Source organism: Sphingomonas sp. S6, assembly GCF_043498045.1.
Classification (GTDB): Bacteria; Pseudomonadota; Alphaproteobacteria; order Sphingomonadales; family Sphingomonadaceae; genus Sphingomonas.
This window is the reverse complement of record NZ_JBIEOE010000004.1, coordinates 174,470-190,488: the sequence shown is the minus strand read 5'-3', so window position 1 is coordinate 190,488 and position 16,019 is coordinate 174,470. Positions and strand designations below refer to the sequence as shown.

The window sequence follows — 16,019 nt, the reverse complement described above, 5'->3', positions numbered from 1 at the left end:
AGATACGAATGGACGAGGTCGAATCCGGCCAGCCTGCCCCCACCCCCGTCGAACCGGCCCGGCCGGGCGATCGGTTGCGTGCTGCGCGGGACAGCCGGGGCCTGAGCCTGGCGGAGATCGCCGCACGCACCCGCGTGCCGCAGCGCCATCTGGAGGCGCTGGAGGCGGGCGACTATGGCGCCCTGCCCTCGCCCACCTATGCGATGGGCTTCGCCAAGGCCTATGCTCGCGCGGTGGGCATGGACGAGGTGGAGCTTGCCGCCGACCTGCGCCGCGAACTCGACCGGATGGGGCCGCGCCAGCCCGAATATGTGCCCTATGAAACCGCCGATCCGGCGCGCGTGCCGTCGCGCGGCGTCGCTGTGCTGGGCGTCGGCATCGCGCTCGCCGTCCTGATCCTGGTCGGCCTGTGGTATGGCACCAACCTGTTCCAGCAGCACGGCACCACGCCGCCCGCCGCGCAGGATGCGGTGGTCGCGCAGGCGGTGACGCCCCGTCCCACCGCCGCCGCGACACCGGCCGCGCCCACGGGTGGGCAGGTGGTTCTGACCGCGAAGGACGAGGTGTGGCTGCGCGTCTATGACGCCGACAACAAGACGCTGTACCTCGGCACTATGAAGCCGGGCGAAACCTTTGCGGTGCCGGCGACCGCCAACGATCCCAAGATCAACGTCGGCCGACCCGACAAGCTGGACGTGACGCTGAACGGCACCGCCATCCCGCCGCTGGGCGACGGATCGCGCGCGATCAAGGACGTGCGCGTCAGCGGCGCGGCGATCGCCGCCCGCCTGTCCGGCGCCCCGGCGCCGACGGCGACGCCGAGTGCCACCGCGACGAGCGCGACGCGCTCAAGCGAAGAGCGCGCCACCCGGCGCAACGAGCGTCGCGCCGATCGTCCCGCGACCAGCGAGACGCAGCGGGCGAACCTGCAGTCCGCCGAGACGGCGCCGACGCCACCGCCGGTAACGACAGGTAATTCTTCCGCGCCTTAAGGCTGGCGACAGGCATGGCAATGCAGCTATGACTCGTTTCGTGTTAACCAAGGCTGCGCCGGGGGGCGCCACATCCATGCGTACGATCATCTGGGCGCTCGCTGCCGCCACCATCCTGACGCCGGTCGCCGCATCGGCACAAAGCAATGTCGAAGGCCGCGTCGGCAAGCTGGAAAGCGAAATGCGCGCCGTGCAGCGCAAGGTCTTCCCGGGCGGTGCCGGCCAGTATCTCCAGCCAGAGATTACGCGTCCCGACACGCCACAGCAGATCGGCGGCGTGCCCGCGACCAGCGCCGTCGCCGACCTGACCAGCCGCGTGACCGCGCTCGAAAGCCAGATGGCCTCGATGACCGACCAGATCGAGCAGAACGGCTATAAGGTCCGCCAGCTCCAGGACGCCTTCGATGCGTACAAGCGCAGCACCGATGCCAAGCTGAAGGCGATGGCGAGCACGCCGGCGCTGGCCGAAACCCCCGCCTCCGCGCCGCTGATCGGCGACACGGCGGCGAGCGATACGCCGGCCAAGCCCGGGCGTACGCCGGCGAAGACGCCGACCTCCACCGCGGTCGCCGCCGCAGGCGACACCGCGCCCTCCGCCACTGCGGCGAAGGTGGAAAAGCCCTCGACCGGCGACGCGCCCGAGGATGACTATCTCTACGGCTATCGCCTGTGGGCGGCGAAGCAATATCCGCAGGCCGAGGCGCAGCTGAAGAAGGTGGTCGCCACCTATCCCAAGCACCGCCGCGCCAGCTATGCGCAGAACCTGCTCGGCCGATCCTATCTGGACGAGGGCAAGCCCAGCCTTGCTTCCATGGCGTTCTACGACAATTACAAGAAGATGCCGGACGGTGAACGCGCGCCGGAAAGCCTGTATTATCTCGCGCAGGCGCTGATGAAGCTCAACAAGCCGGCGGATGCGTGCAAGGTATATGGCGAGCTGACCGACGTGTACGGCAGCAAGATCTCCAGCCAGATGAAGGCGAATGTCGAAAAGGGCCGCACCGCCGCCAAATGCCAGTGATCCCGCAGGGCCGGAGGGCCAGCGGTTTCGGGACGACCTGATCCGCGCGCTGGGGCACGCCCCGCGCGGCGGTATCCTGCTGGCCGTCTCGGGCGGGCCGGACAGCATGGCGATGCTGACGCTGGCGCGGGCCGGCGGGGTCGAGGGAGTGCATGTCGCGACCGTCGACCATCGCTTGCGCGCGGAGGCGGCGGCGGAGGCGGCGATGGTCGCCGATCACTGCCGCGCGATCGGCGTGCCCCATACGATACTGACGCCCGCCGAACCGATCAGCGGTGCGAGCCTCCAGGCGGCGGCACGGCGCGCGCGCTATGCCTTGCTGACCGATCACGCGCGCGCGCTGGGGGTCGATGCGATCGCGACGGCGCATCACGTCGACGATCAGGCCGAAACCTTCCTGATGCGTGCCGCGCGCGGATCGGGCATCGCGGGGCTGGCCGGCGTGCGCGCGCGGGCGACCGTGGACCGGGTCACGATCGTGCGACCGCTGCTCGAATGGCGCCGCGCGGAGCTGCGCGCGATCGTCCGGCGCGCCGACGTGCCGTTCATCGACGATCCCAGCAACCACGATCCGGCGCATGATCGTACGCGCTTCCGCCGGCTGATCGAGGGCAATGAGTGGCTCGGCCCGCCCCAGCTCGCCCGATCGGCGACCGCGCTGGCGGAGGCGGACGGCGATCTGCGCGCCATCGTCGACTGGCTGTGGGGCACGCGCGTGCGCATCCTCGATGCGAGCATCCGGCTCGACGCCGCCGATCTGCCGCGCGAGGTGCTGCGCCGGCTGGCGCGCCGCGCGATCGGAGAGGTGATCGCGACCCATGCCGTCGCGACCACGCAATGGAGCGAATCGGCGAATATCGAGGCGTTACTCGATGCGCTCATGTCCGGGCGACGCGCGACGCAGGCGGGGGTCATCGCCAGCCCGCACGGGCCCGAATGGCGTTTCCGCCCCGCCCCGCCGCGGCGTTCGTCGTCGCCGGCCGGCTGATCGGCGCAATTCCGCCGGGGTGTTCCATTGCCATTAACCTCCATGCGCCTATCTTGTGCGGTGAAAGGCACCCCATGAACGACAACGACAAGCAGCCGCGCGGCGACGGCGGGAATGATGGCGGCAACGGCGGCGGCAGCCCCTGGATGAAGAGCCTGCTGATCTGGGTCGGCATCCTGCTGGCGCTCGGTCTGTTCGTGACGATGTTCGATGGCCGCACCAGCGCCGCGAACAGCAACACCATCGCCTATTCGAAATTCCTTGATCAGATCGACGAAGGTACGGTGAAGGACGTGGCGATCAGCCGCGACATGATCACCGGCACCTATACGAGCGGCGAGAAGTTCCGCACCTATCCGATCAGCGATCCGACGCTGGTGCCGCATCTGCGCCAGAAGAACGTGACGATCTCCGCCAAGCCCGATGAGGGCACGTCAGTGTGGATGGTGCTGCTGTATCAGTCGCTGCCGTTCTTGCTGTTCTTGGGCATCGCCTTCTTCGTCATCAAGCAGATGCAGAAGAATACCGGCGGCGGCGCGATGGGGTTCGGCAAGAGCCGCGCCCGCATGCTGACGCAGAAGGAAGGCAAGGTCACGTTCGACGATGTCGCCGGCATCGACGAGGCGCGTGCCGAGCTGACCGAGATCGTCGACTTCCTGAAGGACCCGTCGAAGTTCGCGCGACTGGGCGGCAAGATTCCCAAGGGCGCACTGCTGGTCGGTTCGCCCGGTACCGGCAAGACCTTGCTCGCCCGCGCGATCGCGGGTGAGGCGGGGGTGCCGTTCTTCACCATTTCGGGTTCGGACTTCGTCGAGATGTTCGTCGGCGTCGGCGCGAGCCGTGTCCGCGACATGTTCGAACAGGCTAAGAAGAGCGCGCCGTGCATCGTCTTCATCGACGAAATCGACGCGGTCGGCCGCCATCGCGGCGCGGGCCTGGGCAACGGCAACGACGAGCGCGAACAGACGCTCAACCAGCTGCTCGTTGAGATGGACGGGTTCGAGGCGAACGAGGGCATCATCATCGTCGCGGCGACCAACCGCCCCGACGTGCTCGACCCCGCGCTGCTGCGTCCGGGCCGCTTCGACCGCCAGGTCGTCGTACCGCGGCCGGATATCGAGGGCCGCGTGAAGATCCTCGAAGTTCATATGAAGAAGGTGCCGCTGGCGCCCGACGTCGATGCGCGCACGATCGCGCGCGGTACGCCGGGCTTCTCGGGTGCCGATCTCGCCAACCTTGTCAACGAAGCCGCGCTGATGGGCGCGCGCAAGGGCAAGCGCCTGGTCGCGATGGCCGAGTTCGAAGAGGCCAAGGACAAGGTGATGATGGGCGCCGAGCGGCGCTCCATGGTCATGACCGAGGACGAAAAGCGCATGACCGCCTATCACGAGGCGGGCCACGCGATCGTATCGATCCACGAGCAGGCTTCCGACCCGATCCACAAGGCGACGATCATCCCGCGCGGTCGTGCGCTGGGCATGGTGATGCGCCTGCCGGAGCGCGACAGCTACAGCTACCATCGCGACAAGATGTACGCGAACCTCGCCGTGGCGATGGGTGGGCGTGTCGCCGAAGAGATCATCTTTGGCTACGACAAAGTGTCGAGCGGCGCGAGCGGCGACATCCAGTACGCTACGGGTCTCGCCCGCGACATGGTCACCAAATGGGGCATGTCGGACAAGGTCGGCCCAGTCGAATATGCCCAGCCCGAAGGCGAAAGCTTCCTCGGCTATTCGTCGAGCCAGCCGGTTCGCATGTCCAATGCGACCGCGCAGCTGATCGATGACGAGATCAAGAGCATCGTCGAAGGCGGCCTGACCCGTGCCAAGCAGTTGCTGACCGACCATGTCGACCAGCTGCATCTGCTGGCCGGTGCGCTGCTCGAATATGAGACGCTGTCGGGCGACGAGATCAAGAAGCTGATCGCCGGTGAAGAGATCGGCCGCAGCGATCCGTCAGGGCCAAAGGCGAGCGTGCCGCGCGCCGGCACCTCGATCCCAAAGACGCGCCGTCCGGGCGGGCCGTTCGGCAATCCGGCACCGCTCGGCGCCTGATCCGAACGACAGAGGCGGGGGGCGGTTCAGGCCGCTGTCAGTTTGATCCGATTATGCGGCGGCATTCCCATTCGGAGTGCCGCCGTTGTCGTATAAGCCTTTGATCGCCCTTGCCGTTTCGCTGGGCCTCGCCACGCCTGCCGCTGCCGCGATGAGCGTCGGCACCTTCCTGGCCAAGGCTGCGCCTCTACGCGCGAACCCGTTCACCGCCCTGACCAACCCCGACTATCCGGTGCTGAAGGCGGAAGCCGATGCCGCGACGCGCCAGCTTCGTGCGGAGGGGGCGGCGCGGGTCGCCGCGGGCAAGCCGCCGATCGCCTGCATCCCCGATGGCCAATCGATCGGCATCCTCCAGATGCTGGGCGGGCTGGATGCGCTGTCGCCGGCGGAAAAGAAGCTGCCGCTGAAGGACGGCTATGCGCGAGTGCTGGCGAAGACTTATCCGTGCTGAACGGGCTGCCTTCGCCTGGTTGGTGACGTCCGCACCTGACGCCTACCCTCGGCTGGGCCTTGCGCGGTTGGCGCGGCGTGCTGTTACCGCAAGATCCCAGCCTTCGCTGGGATGACGTCGGCTTGGGGATGACGTCGGCTTGCGGCCTCAATCGTCCCGCGGTGCATCCGCGGCGTTGGGGCCGGCCGTCACCCGCCGCCCCTCACGCTCGTCGGTCAGGATTTGCCAGCCGGTGAGGAACAGCGCGGCAACCAGCGGACCGACGACGATGCCGCTGAGCCCCGCCACCTCGATGCCGCCCAGCGTCGTCACGAGCACCAGCCAGTCGGGAATGCCCGTGTCGCGGCCGACCAGGATCGGACGGAGGATGTTGTCGGCCAGACCGATCACCGCGACGCCCGAGACGATCACGACCACGGCCTGCCAAATCGCACCCGTCGCCAGCAGATAGATCGCGACCGGCCCCCACACGAGGGCCGGCCCCACCGCGGGCAGCAGCGCGACCAGGGCCATCAGCAGGCCCCACAGCAGCGCCGCGGGCAGACCGACGATCCAGAAGGTGATCGCACCCAGCGCGCCCTGCGCAAGCGCGACGAGCACCGAGCCCTTGATCGTCGCGCGCACCACCGCGACGAAGCGACCGAGCAGCCGGTCGGCTACGGCACGTTCCAGCGGCAGCGCGTCCCGGATTTTGGGGGCGAGCCGGTCGCCGTCGCGCAGCAGGAAATAGGTGACGTAGAGGCCGACACCGAAGGCGAGCAGGAACGCCGCCGTGTTGCGGCCGATCGACAGCGCCTGCGACGCGATGCCGCGGAAGCTAGAGCGCACCGCCTCGACGATACGGGCCTGCGCATTGTCGAAGCTGCCGAGACCCGAGCGATCGAGCGGGCGCTGCACCCATTGCGGCAGGCCGTCATGCACCTGCTTGAAGTAGCTGGCGAAGTCGATCTGGCCGCTTTGCACCTTGGCATAGACACCAGCGGTCTGGTCGATCACCATGCCGCCGATCGCCAGCGTCGGGATGATCACCGCAACGAAGATGATGAGCAACGTCGCCGCCGCCGCCCGGTTGCGATGCCCCGGCCAGCGCTTGAGCAGCCATTGGAACAGCGACTGGAACAGGATCGCGGCGAGCACCGCCCATAGCAGCGCGCCGATGAACGACGACACGATCGCGAGCAAGCCCACGCTCACCGCCACGAGGAAGACGATCAGTCCCCCCGATTCCAGCCGTCGCCTGTCGATCATATCGCCCCCGTCTGCACCCCCGCCGACTGCGGGACGGGGACAAAACCCGTCAGGACCGTTTCGGGTCCGTCACCGCTCGTCGGGGCCGAGCGCAGGATCGAGGTCGCGCGGGCGGACGTAGCGGTCCAGCCGCGCCTGCCCCTCGGCCACCTCACGCCAGCGTTCCACCCCGGTCGCCATCTCGGCGAGCGTCGCGGTCGGATATTTCTCCTCCAGCCGATCGCGCAACCCACCATCACTCAAAGGCACCAGCAGCATCGCCAGATCTTCAAGGCCGGGGTTGTGGCCGACCATCAGGACCCGGGCCGCCGCGTCGGGCAGCTCATGCACCACGTCGAGCAACGTCGCGGCAGAGGCGAGGTAGATGCGCCGTTCCCACACCGGTTCCAGCTTGCGGCCATAGCCGCTGGCGATCGCGTCCAGCGTCTCCATCACGCGGACCGCCGGCGAGGCGACGATATGGTCGAAGACGAGGCCCTCGTCGCGCATATGCCGGCCCATCGTCTGCGCGGCGCGGCGGCCCTTGTCGTTCAAGGGGCGGTCGAAATCACGGGCGACGGGATCGTCCCAGCCGGACTTGGCGTGGCGCAGCAGCGTCAGCGTCTTCAACCGGCGTCTCCGTCCTCGACCGCGATGCGCGCCTCATGCCCGATCGCAGCCGACAAGGAAAGCCGCCCGCCACTTCGCGCGCCAACCCGAGCCACCGCCTCGTCCAGCGTCACGCGGGTCACCGCCACGCCGGGTGGGAAGGCGGCGAGCAACCGCGACGGCATTGCGGCGGAGAGCATGACGAACGCGCCCGAATCGTCGGCGCGGCGGATGAGACGGCCGAACGCCTGGGCGAGGCGCGCGCGGACGATACGATCGTCATAGGCCGAACCGCCCCCCGCCAGCCGTCGCGCGGCGTGGAGCACGCTCGGCTTGGGCCAGGGCACGCCCTCCATCACGACGAGGCGTAGCGACGATCCCGGCACGTCGACGCCGTCGCGCAGCGCGTCGGTGCCGAGCAGCGAGGCGGCGGGATCGTCACGGAAGATATCGACCAGGGTGCCCGTATCGATCGGGTCGACGTGTTGCGCGTGGAGGGGCAGGCCCTCGCGCGCCAGCCGGTCGGCGATGCGGCCGTGGACACCGCGCAGGCGGCGGATGGCGGTGAACAGCCCCAGCGTGCCGCCGCCCGCCGCGACGATCAGCCGCGCATAGGCATTGGCGAGCGCGGGCAGGTCGCCACGCTTGACGTCGGTGACGATCAGCACCTCGGCCTGGCGCTCATAGGCGAAGGGACTCGCCGCCTCGAACCGCGACGGTGCGCGGGCGAGATGGGGCGCGCCGACGCGGGCCTCCGCGGTGGGCCAGTCACCGCCGCCGGTCAGCGTCGCCGAGGTGACGAGCACGCCGTGCGCAGGCTTCAGCACCACCTCGGCAAAGGGGCGCGTGGGGTCGAGCCAGTGGCGGTGCAGGCCCATGTCATATTCGCGCCCCTCGACGCGATCGACCGCAAGCCAGTCGACATGGTCGGGATCGGCCGGGCCGCCGACGCGCGCGAGCAGCGACAGCCACGCCGCCACCGTCTCCGCACGCCAGCCGATCGAGGCGATCGCACCCTCGATCCGCGCGCGTGCCGGACCGTCCATCCAGTCGGGCGCCTCCGCCAGCACGGCTTCGAGCCGGCGGCCGAGCGTCACCAGCGGGCGGACCAAGGCGTCGAGCGCGGCGGCAGCGGGGGCGGCCGCTTCGATCAATTCGGGGGTTGGTTCGGCGAGCTCGGTTTCGAGGCCATAGCCGGCGTCCCCCGGCTGTTCGGCGCGGGCATAGGTGAGACCGCGCACCGCGGCGAGGAGATGCTCGATCGGGCCGAAGGGCGCGCCTTCCGCGATCCGCCCCAGCCAGCCGTCGCTGGCGAGATTGCGTGCCGCCTCCACCGCATCCTGGATCGCGATGCCGCCCTGTTCGTCGTAGCTCGCCACATCGGACAGCCGCGCCTGCAGCCCGCGCCGCCGGCCGCGCCCGCCGCTTTCAGGACCGAGTATCCAGCGGCGCAGCTCGATCGTCTCCTGCCCGGTCAGCGCGGTGGCGAACATCGAATCGGCGGCTTCGAACAGGTGATGGCCTTCGTCGAAGACGTAGCGGGTCGGGCGCGTCGTCGTCTCGCGGCCGCGCGCGGCGTTGACCATGACGAGGGCATGGTTGGCGATGACGATGTCCGCGTCGGCGGAGGCGCGCGCGGCGCGTTCGATGAAGCACTTCCGGTAATGCGGGCAGCCGGCATAGACGCATTCGCCGCGCCGATCGGTCAGCGCCGCCGGGCCGTTGCGGCGGAACAGCGTCGGCAGCCAGCCGGGCAGGTCGCCGCCGACCATGTCGCCGTCCGCGCTATACGCCGCCCAGCGCGCCACCAGATGGGCGAGGATCGCGGCACGGCCGGCAAAGCCGCCCTGCAACGCATCCTCCAGGTTGAGCAGGCACAGGTAATTCTCGCGCCCCTTGCGCGTCACCACCTTCTCGCGGCGCACCGTGGCGTCGGGGAACACGCGCTCGGTTTCCTTGGCGAGCTGGCGTTGCAGCGCCTTGGTATAGGTGCTGATCCATACCGCGCCGCCTGCGCGCTCGGCCCAGAGCGAGGCGGGGGCGAGATAGCCCAGGGTCTTGCCGATCCCCGTCCCCGCCTCGGCAAGGACCATATTGGGCGCGTCGCGCATCGCACGTGGGGCGAACGCTTCGGTCGCGGCGGCGGCGAAGGCGCGCTGGCCGGTCCGCTCCTCGGCGCCCGCGCCGGTGAGGGCGTGGAGTCGCGACTCGGCATCGCCGGGCGGGACGGTCGCGGACAGTGGCGCAGGGCGCGGGGCGTGCTCCTCCCATTCGGGCAGAGCGGCGAACAGCCAGCGTTCGTTGACACGCGGCTTGGCGATCAGCGGGCCGATCGCAGGTGCCCAGGGCCAGCGCAGCCGGCCGAGCGACTGCACCGCGGTCCACGCGCCCTCCCGCTCGGGCCAGTCGCCTTCCGGTACGGCCAGCAGGGCCGCGGCAGCCTCGCGCAGGAAGGCGGCGACATCCTCGTCGCGCGTCGGTGGCGACAGATCGACCGCCCGCGCGAGGCCCTTGGGCGTCGGCACCGCGAACCGCGCGGGGTGGAGGAAGGCGAACAGTTCGAGCAGGTCGAGCCCCGACAGCTCGGGGTAGCCCAGCCGCTGTGCGACTAATGCGGCGTTGAGCAGGATCACGGGCGTATCCGCCGCGATGCGGATCGCTTCGCCGCGCCCGATCGGCCGCGTACCCTCCGCGGTCGCGATCCAGATGCCGCCATGACTGGCGTGGAGGGCGGGATAAGGGATCACCGGTGCCGCTGTACTCCACCGGAACGGAATGGCAACTCGCCAACCCGTGCGCGACGGACGTCATCCTGCATTCATGAAACCGCGCCCTTTATCGCTCGTTCGGCAGACATCGTTCGACACGAAAGGGAAATATATCATGCGCCATATGCTGTTCGCGCTTACCGCCGCCGCGCTCGTCCTGCCCGCCAGCGTCGCGCTGCCGGTCAGCAAGGCGGAGGCCAAGCGGCATCACCACCGCTACGCGCATGAGCGCGGCTATCGCTACGCGCACGGCTGCCGCTATTCGAGCGGGACGACGGGCCTGGTGGCGGGCGGCGTCGGCGGTGCGCTCGTCGGCAATTCGCTGCTCGGCCATGGCGCGCTCGGCACGATCGCGGGCGGCGTCGGCGGTGCCTTTGCCGGCCGTGCGATCGATCGCACGATCACCGCCAAGCATCGGTGTCGCTGACGCGCCGCGATCCAAGGTGTTGCGGGATGCGCGTTGGAACCCTAGTCCGGCGCGCATCATGACCGATACCGATCTGCGTTCCGCCGCTCTCGACTCCAAGGCCTGGCCGTTAGAAGAGGCGCGCAAGCTGCTGAAACGCTATCCGGACGGCAAGCCGGGCGGCGAACCGATCCTGTTCGAAACCGGCTATGGCCCGTCGGGCCTGCCGCATATCGGCACGTTCAACGAAGTGCTGCGCACGACGATGGTGCGCAACGCCTTCCACGCATTGAGCGACCAGCCGACGCGGCTGATCGCGTTCAGCGACGACATGGACGGCCTGCGCAAGGTGCCCGACAATGTCCCCAACGGCGACATGCTGCGCGAGCATCTCGGCAAGCCGCTGACGCGCATCCCCGATCCGTTCGGCAAGTTCGACAGCTTCGCCGCACACAACAATGCGATGCTGCGCGCCTTCCTCGACCGGTTCGGCTTCGACTACGAATTCGCCTCGTCCACGGAATACTACGAAGGCGGCAAGTTCGACGACGCCATCAAGGGCGTGCTGCGGCACTATCAGGGCATCCTCGACGTGATGCTGCCGACCCTGCGGGCGGAACGGCGCGAGACCTATTCGCCCGTCCTGCCGGTCAGCCCGACGAGCGGTGTCGTGCTGCAGGTGCCGGTCGAGGTGATCGACGCCGACGCCGGCACGATCGCCTTCACCGACGAGAGCGGCGAACGGATCGTCCAGTCCGCGCTGGGCGGCATGTCGAAGCTGCAATGGAAGGTCGACTGGGCGATGCGCTGGGTGGCGCTCGGCGTCGATTACGAGATGGCGGGCAAGGACCTGATCGATTCGGTGACGCAATCGTCGAAGATCGCGCGCGTGCTCGGCGGGCGCCCGCCCGAGGGCTTCAATTACGAGATGTTCCTCGACGAAAAGGGCGAGAAGATCTCCAAGTCCAAGGGCAACGGCCTCAGCCTCGACCAGTGGCTGACCTATGGTCCTGAGGAGAGTCTGGCGTTCTTCGCCTATCGCGAACCCAAGAAGGCGAAGGCGCTGCACTTCGGCGTCATCCCGCGCGCGGTCGACGATTATTGGCAGTTCCGCGGCAATTACCCGACGCAGGAACTGCCACAGAAGCTGGGCAACCCCGTCCACCATATCCACGACGGCACGGTGCCCAGCGCGACGTTGCCGGTGACGTTCGGCCTGCTGCTCAATCTCGTCGGCGTGATGGGCGAAGCGAGCAAGGAGCAGGTGTGGGGCTATCTGCGCAACTATGTGCCCGACGCGACGCCGGAGCGTGATCCCGAGCTCGACCGGCTGATCGGCTATGCTTTGGCCTATGCCCGCGATTTCGTCGCGCCGACGCTGAAGCGCCGTGCGCCCGAGGGCGTCGAGGTGGAAGCGCTGCGCCGGCTGGACGCGGATCTCGCCGCGCTGCCCGCCGACGCAAGCGCGGAGGATATCCAGAACGTCGTCTATGAGATCGGCAAGACCGCCGGCTTCGAGAGCTTACGCGACTGGTTCAAGGCGCTGTACGAGACGCTGCTGGGGTCCGAACAGGGCCCGCGCATGGGCAGCTTCATCGCGCTGTACGGGGTGGAGAACAGCCGGACGCTGATCGCCGAGGCGCTGGCGAAAGCGGCCTGAGTTCAACCGGCCGCGGTGGCGCCGCTTGGCGGCGGAGGTGGCTATGCGGCGGAAGTCGTGCTTGCGGAAACGCCCCCTCCTCCACCGCTGACGCGAGGGAGAAATGGGCTGAATCTTCGCTCGTTCTGGCACACTAAAGCGGAACTACGCCGCGCCCTTGACCATTGATCTTGCTGCACTGCAGCAAGGCCGGTTAGGGCAGCATTCATGACGTTACGACAAACTGCCGAGGCGCATCCCGGCCTCGTCCATCTCGCGCTCGCCGTCGGCGGGTTTGCGATCGGGACGACCGAATTTGCGGCGATGAGCCTGGAGCCGGACCTCGCCCGCGGGCTCGGCATCGATGCCCCAACCGTGGGGCATATCATCAGCGCCTATGCCTTGGGCGTGGTGGTCGGCGCGCCGACGATCGCGGTGCTGTCGGCCCGTATGGCGCGGCGCAGCCTGTTGATCGGGCTGATGGCGCTGTTCGCGATCGGCAACACGCTGTCCGCCCTCGCGCCATCCTATGGCTGGATGCTCGCGTTCCGATTCCTCGCAGGCCTGCCGCATGGCGCCTATTTCGGGATCGCCTCGCTCGTCGCCGCGTCGCTGGTACCGACCGCGCAGCGGACGCAGGCGGTGGGGCGCGTCATGCTGGGCCTGACCGTCGCGACGATCGTCGGCGTACCGGTCGCGACCTGGCTGGGGCAGATGGCGAGCTGGCGCTGGGTGTTCGCCCTTGTCGCACTGCTCGCGCTGACCACCGCGAGCCTCGTCGCCTTGCTGGCACCCGTCGATAAGCCCGATCGCAGCGCCAGCCCCTTGCGCGAGTTGGGCGCCCTCAAACGACGGCAGGTGTGGCTGACGCTGGGCACCGGCGCGATCGGCTTTGGTGGCATGTTCGCGGTCTACACCTATCTTGCCGCGACGCTGCATGACGTCACCGGCGTGGCACCGCAGACTGTGCCGATCGTGCTGGCGGTGTTCGGCGCCGGCATGACGATCGGCAACCTGATCGTGCCGCGCTTCGCCGACCGGGCGCTGATGCCGACGGCCGGCGCGCTGCTGCTGTGGTCGGCGGCGTCGCTGGCGGTCTATCCCTTATGTGCGGGAAGCCTGTGGACGCTGATCCCCGACGTTTTTGCGATCGGCCTGGGCGGTGCGCTGGGCACGGTGCTGCAGACGCGGCTGATGGACGTGGCGGGTGACGCGCAGGCGCTGGCCGCGGCGCTGAACCATTCGGCGTTCAACACCGCCAATGCGATCGGCCCGTGGCTGGGCGGCCTGGCCATTGCGGGCGGGCTCGGCTGGACGTCGACGGGACTGGTCGGCGCCGGCCTGGCGCTGGGCGGCTTTGCGATCTGGGCGGTCTCGTTCGCCATCGAGCGTGGCGGGTTCGGCTTGCCAGCAGGGCGCGAGCCGTTACGTCAGACGGGATGACCAAGGTCCCCGCCCGTCGCCGCCACGCGCTGCGCGCCTTTCTGCATGGAGAGGCAGCGGGCGGGATCGTGCTGATCGCCGCCGCCGCGCTGGCGATGATCGCCGCCAACTGGCCGGCGACGGCGCACGGCTATGAGGCGCTGCTGCACGCGCAGATCGGCCCGACACTCGCGCCCGCCCTGGGCCCGATGACCGTCCATCTGTGGATCAACGACGGGCTGATGGCGCTGTTCTTCCTGCTCGTCGGGCTGGAGATCAAGCGTGAGTTCGTCGGCGGCCGGTTGGCCAGCGCCGACCGGCGGCGGCTGCCGTTCATCGCCGCGGTCGCGGGGATGGCGGTGCCGGCACTCGTCTTCCTGCTCGTTGCGGGCGATGCGCCGGGATTGCAGCCCGGCTGGGCGATCCCCGCCGCGACCGACATCGCCTTCGCGATCGGGGTGCTGGCGCTGCTCGGATCGCGCGTGCCTTCGTCGCTCAAGCTGCTGCTGACCACTGTCGCCATCGTCGACGACATGGGCGCGGTGGCGATCATCGCCATCGCCTATACCGATTCGATCCGCGTCCTGGCGCTGGCCGGCGCGGGGCTTGCGCTGCTGGTGCTCTACGTCCTCAACCGGCGGCAGGTGATGGCGCTGTGGCCCTATCTGCTGGTGGGGGCCGCGCTGTGGCTGTTCGTACTGCAATCGGGCGTGCATGCGACGATCGCCGGCGTGGCCACCGCCATGCTGGTGCCGATGCGCCGTGACGAGGCGGAGTCGCCGCTCCACCGGCTGGAGCATGCGCTGCATCCGTGGAGCGCCTTTGCCATCGTGCCGCTGTTCGGCTTCGCCAATGCGGGCGTGTCGCTGACCGGCGTCGGGCTGGAGACGTTCGCTCAGCCGCTGGTGCTCGGCATCGCGCTCGGCCTGTTCCTGGGCAAGCAGACCGGCATCCTTGCCGCGATCTGGGGCGCCGACCGGCTGGGGATCGCGCGTCGCCCCACGGCGGTGAGTTGGGGGCAGCTGTACGGCATGGCGCTCCTCGCCGGCATCGGCTTCACGATGAGCCTGTTCATCGGTGGCCTCGCCTTTGCCGAGCCTGCGCAGATGGATGCGGTGAAGATCGGCGTGCTCGCCGGTTCGATCGCTTCGGCACTGGCCGGCGCCGGGGTGCTGGTGATCGCGGGACGCCGGGCGCATGCCGCCCGCTGACGCGGCGATCGCGCCCATTGCGCTGGGCACGCCCGCCTATCGCCGGCTGACGCTGGCAATGCTGTTCGCGGGCTTTTCGACCTTTTCGCTGCTCTACGCCGTTCAGCCGCTGCTGCCGCTGTTTGCGCACGATTATGCGCTGAGTGCCGAGGGCGCATCGCTGGCCGTGTCGCTCGCGACCGGACCGCTGGCGGTCGCCATCCTGTTCGCGGGCATTCTGTCCGATCGGATCGGGCGGCGACCGCTGATGATCGCCGCGATGTTTTCGGCGGGGCTGTTGACGCTCGCCGCGGCGGTGGCGCCGGGATGGCACGCACTGCTCGCGCTCAGGCTGCTCACCGGACTCGCGCTCGCGGGCGTACCGGCGGTCGCGATGGCCTATGTCGCCGAAGAGGTGGATGCGGCGACGGTGGGTGCGGCGATGGGGCTGTACATTGCCGGCAGTGCGCTGGGCGGCATGGGTGGGCGGCTGATCGCCAGCCTGATCGCGGACGTTGCGGATTGGCGATGGGCGCTGGGCGGCGTCGGCTTCGCCGGCGTGGTGATGGCGGAGGCGTTTCGCCGGCTGGCACCGCCGTCGCGTCGCTTCGTCGCAAGCACCGCGCGCACCCCGCTCGCCGGTGTCGCGACCTTGCTGCGCGACCGGGCATTGCCGCTGCTCTATGCCGAAGCCTTCCTGCTGATGGGCCTGTTCGTCACACTCTACAATTACGCGGGCTTCCGCCTGATCGCGCCGCCTTATGGCCTCAGTCAGGCGGCGGTCGGCATGGTCTTCCTGCTCTATATCCTGGGATCGGTGAGCTCCACGCTGTTCGGCGGCTTTGCGGGCCGAGTCGGGCGGCGGCGGGTGTTCTGGCTGCCGATCGTCGTGCTGATCGCGGGCATCGCCGTCGCGGCGGCAACGCCGCTGTGGCTGGTCGTCGTCGGCATCGCGCTGGTGACGATCGGCTTCTTCGGCGCGCATTCGATCGCCAGCGCCTGGGTCGGGCGGCGCGCGGCGGGTAATCGCGGTCAGGGCGCCGCGCTCTACCTGTTCTTCTATTACCTTGGATCGAGCGTGCTGGGCTCGGCTGGCGGCATCGCGTGGAGCCGCAGTGCCTGGCCGGGGGTGACGCTGTTCTGCCTGATCCTCGCGGCTCTGGCATTGGTGGTGGCGCTGCTACTGACCCGGATACCGCCGTTGCCGGTGCCCGAAACGAACGGACCCGGACTGCCCGCGGCCTGACCGAAC

The 16,019-nt window shown here is 69.1% G+C and carries 13 protein-coding genes; 10 read left to right on the top strand and 3 right to left on the bottom strand.

What is annotated here, in order from left to right:
* Window positions 1-8 precede the first annotated feature (8 nt).
* From ACGVWT_RS08650 to ACGVWT_RS08630, 5 genes are all read left to right on the top strand, one after another.
* Window positions 9-992, top strand: a complete 984-nt coding sequence (locus ACGVWT_RS08650; protein WP_315460897.1) for a RodZ domain-containing protein — start codon at window positions 9-11, stop codon at window positions 990-992.
* Between the two features lie 76 nt (window positions 993-1,068).
* Window positions 1,069-2,013 (top strand): tol-pal system YbgF family protein, encoded by a 945-nt coding sequence (locus ACGVWT_RS08645; RefSeq protein ID WP_315460898.1) that lies wholly within the window; start codon window positions 1,069-1,071, stop codon window positions 2,011-2,013.
* A complete protein-coding gene (tilS, locus tag ACGVWT_RS08640; RefSeq protein ID WP_315460899.1) occupies window positions 1,976-3,001 on the top strand; it encodes a tRNA lysidine(34) synthetase TilS in 1,026 nt (341 codons plus the stop codon). The genes ACGVWT_RS08645 and tilS overlap by 38 nt, the downstream gene beginning before the upstream one ends.
* A gap of 74 nt (window positions 3,002-3,075) precedes the next feature.
* Window positions 3,076-5,055, top strand: coding sequence for an ATP-dependent zinc metalloprotease FtsH (gene ftsH, locus ACGVWT_RS08635; RefSeq protein ID WP_116461338.1), 1,980 nt, complete (start codon window positions 3,076-3,078; stop codon window positions 5,053-5,055).
* 85 nt (window positions 5,056-5,140) lie between these two features.
* Window positions 5,141-5,506, top strand: coding sequence for a hypothetical protein (locus ACGVWT_RS08630; protein ID WP_243402806.1), 366 nt, complete (start codon window positions 5,141-5,143; stop codon window positions 5,504-5,506).
* Window positions 5,507-5,653: 147 nt separating this feature from the next.
* Here ACGVWT_RS08630 and ACGVWT_RS08625 read toward each other — a convergent pair whose 3' ends face one another.
* From ACGVWT_RS08625 to ACGVWT_RS08615, 3 genes are all read right to left on the bottom strand, one after another.
* Complete coding sequence (locus ACGVWT_RS08625) at window positions 5,654-6,754, bottom strand: AI-2E family transporter (protein WP_315460900.1); 1,101 nt, start codon at window positions 6,752-6,754, stop codon at window positions 5,654-5,656.
* A 69-nt stretch (window positions 6,755-6,823) separates the two neighbouring features.
* Complete coding sequence (locus tag ACGVWT_RS08620; protein ID WP_315460901.1) at window positions 6,824-7,363, bottom strand: histidine phosphatase family protein; 540 nt, start codon at window positions 7,361-7,363, stop codon at window positions 6,824-6,826.
* Entirely contained in the window at window positions 7,360-10,089 is a 2,730-nt protein-coding gene (locus ACGVWT_RS08615) for an ATP-dependent DNA helicase (RefSeq protein WP_315460902.1), read from the bottom strand. The genes ACGVWT_RS08620 and ACGVWT_RS08615 overlap by 4 nt, the downstream gene beginning before the upstream one ends.
* Before the next feature lie 136 nt (window positions 10,090-10,225).
* On the opposite strand from ACGVWT_RS08615, the gene ACGVWT_RS08610 reads away from it, so the two are divergent.
* The 5 genes from ACGVWT_RS08610 to ACGVWT_RS08590 all read left to right on the top strand — a co-directional run bounded on the left by ACGVWT_RS08610 (window position 10,226) and on the right by ACGVWT_RS08590 (window position 16,013).
* Complete coding sequence (locus tag ACGVWT_RS08610; RefSeq protein WP_116460229.1) at window positions 10,226-10,537, top strand: hypothetical protein; 312 nt, start codon at window positions 10,226-10,228, stop codon at window positions 10,535-10,537.
* 58 nt (window positions 10,538-10,595) lie between these two features.
* A complete protein-coding gene (locus tag ACGVWT_RS08605) occupies window positions 10,596-12,176 on the top strand; it encodes a lysine--tRNA ligase (protein WP_315460903.1) in 1,581 nt (526 codons plus the stop codon).
* A gap of 207 nt (window positions 12,177-12,383) precedes the next feature.
* On the top strand, window positions 12,384-13,598 hold the full coding sequence (locus tag ACGVWT_RS08600; RefSeq protein WP_315460904.1) for an MFS transporter: 1,215 nt from the start codon (window positions 12,384-12,386) through the stop codon (window positions 13,596-13,598).
* A complete protein-coding gene (gene nhaA, locus ACGVWT_RS08595; protein ID WP_315460905.1) occupies window positions 13,595-14,788 on the top strand; it encodes a Na+/H+ antiporter NhaA in 1,194 nt (397 codons plus the stop codon). The genes ACGVWT_RS08600 and nhaA overlap by 4 nt, the downstream gene beginning before the upstream one ends.
* On the top strand, window positions 14,775-16,013 hold the full coding sequence (locus ACGVWT_RS08590; RefSeq protein WP_315460906.1) for an MFS transporter: 1,239 nt from the start codon (window positions 14,775-14,777) through the stop codon (window positions 16,011-16,013). Before nhaA ends, ACGVWT_RS08590 begins: the two co-directional genes overlap by 14 nt.
* Window positions 16,014-16,019: the final 6 nt, after the last annotated feature.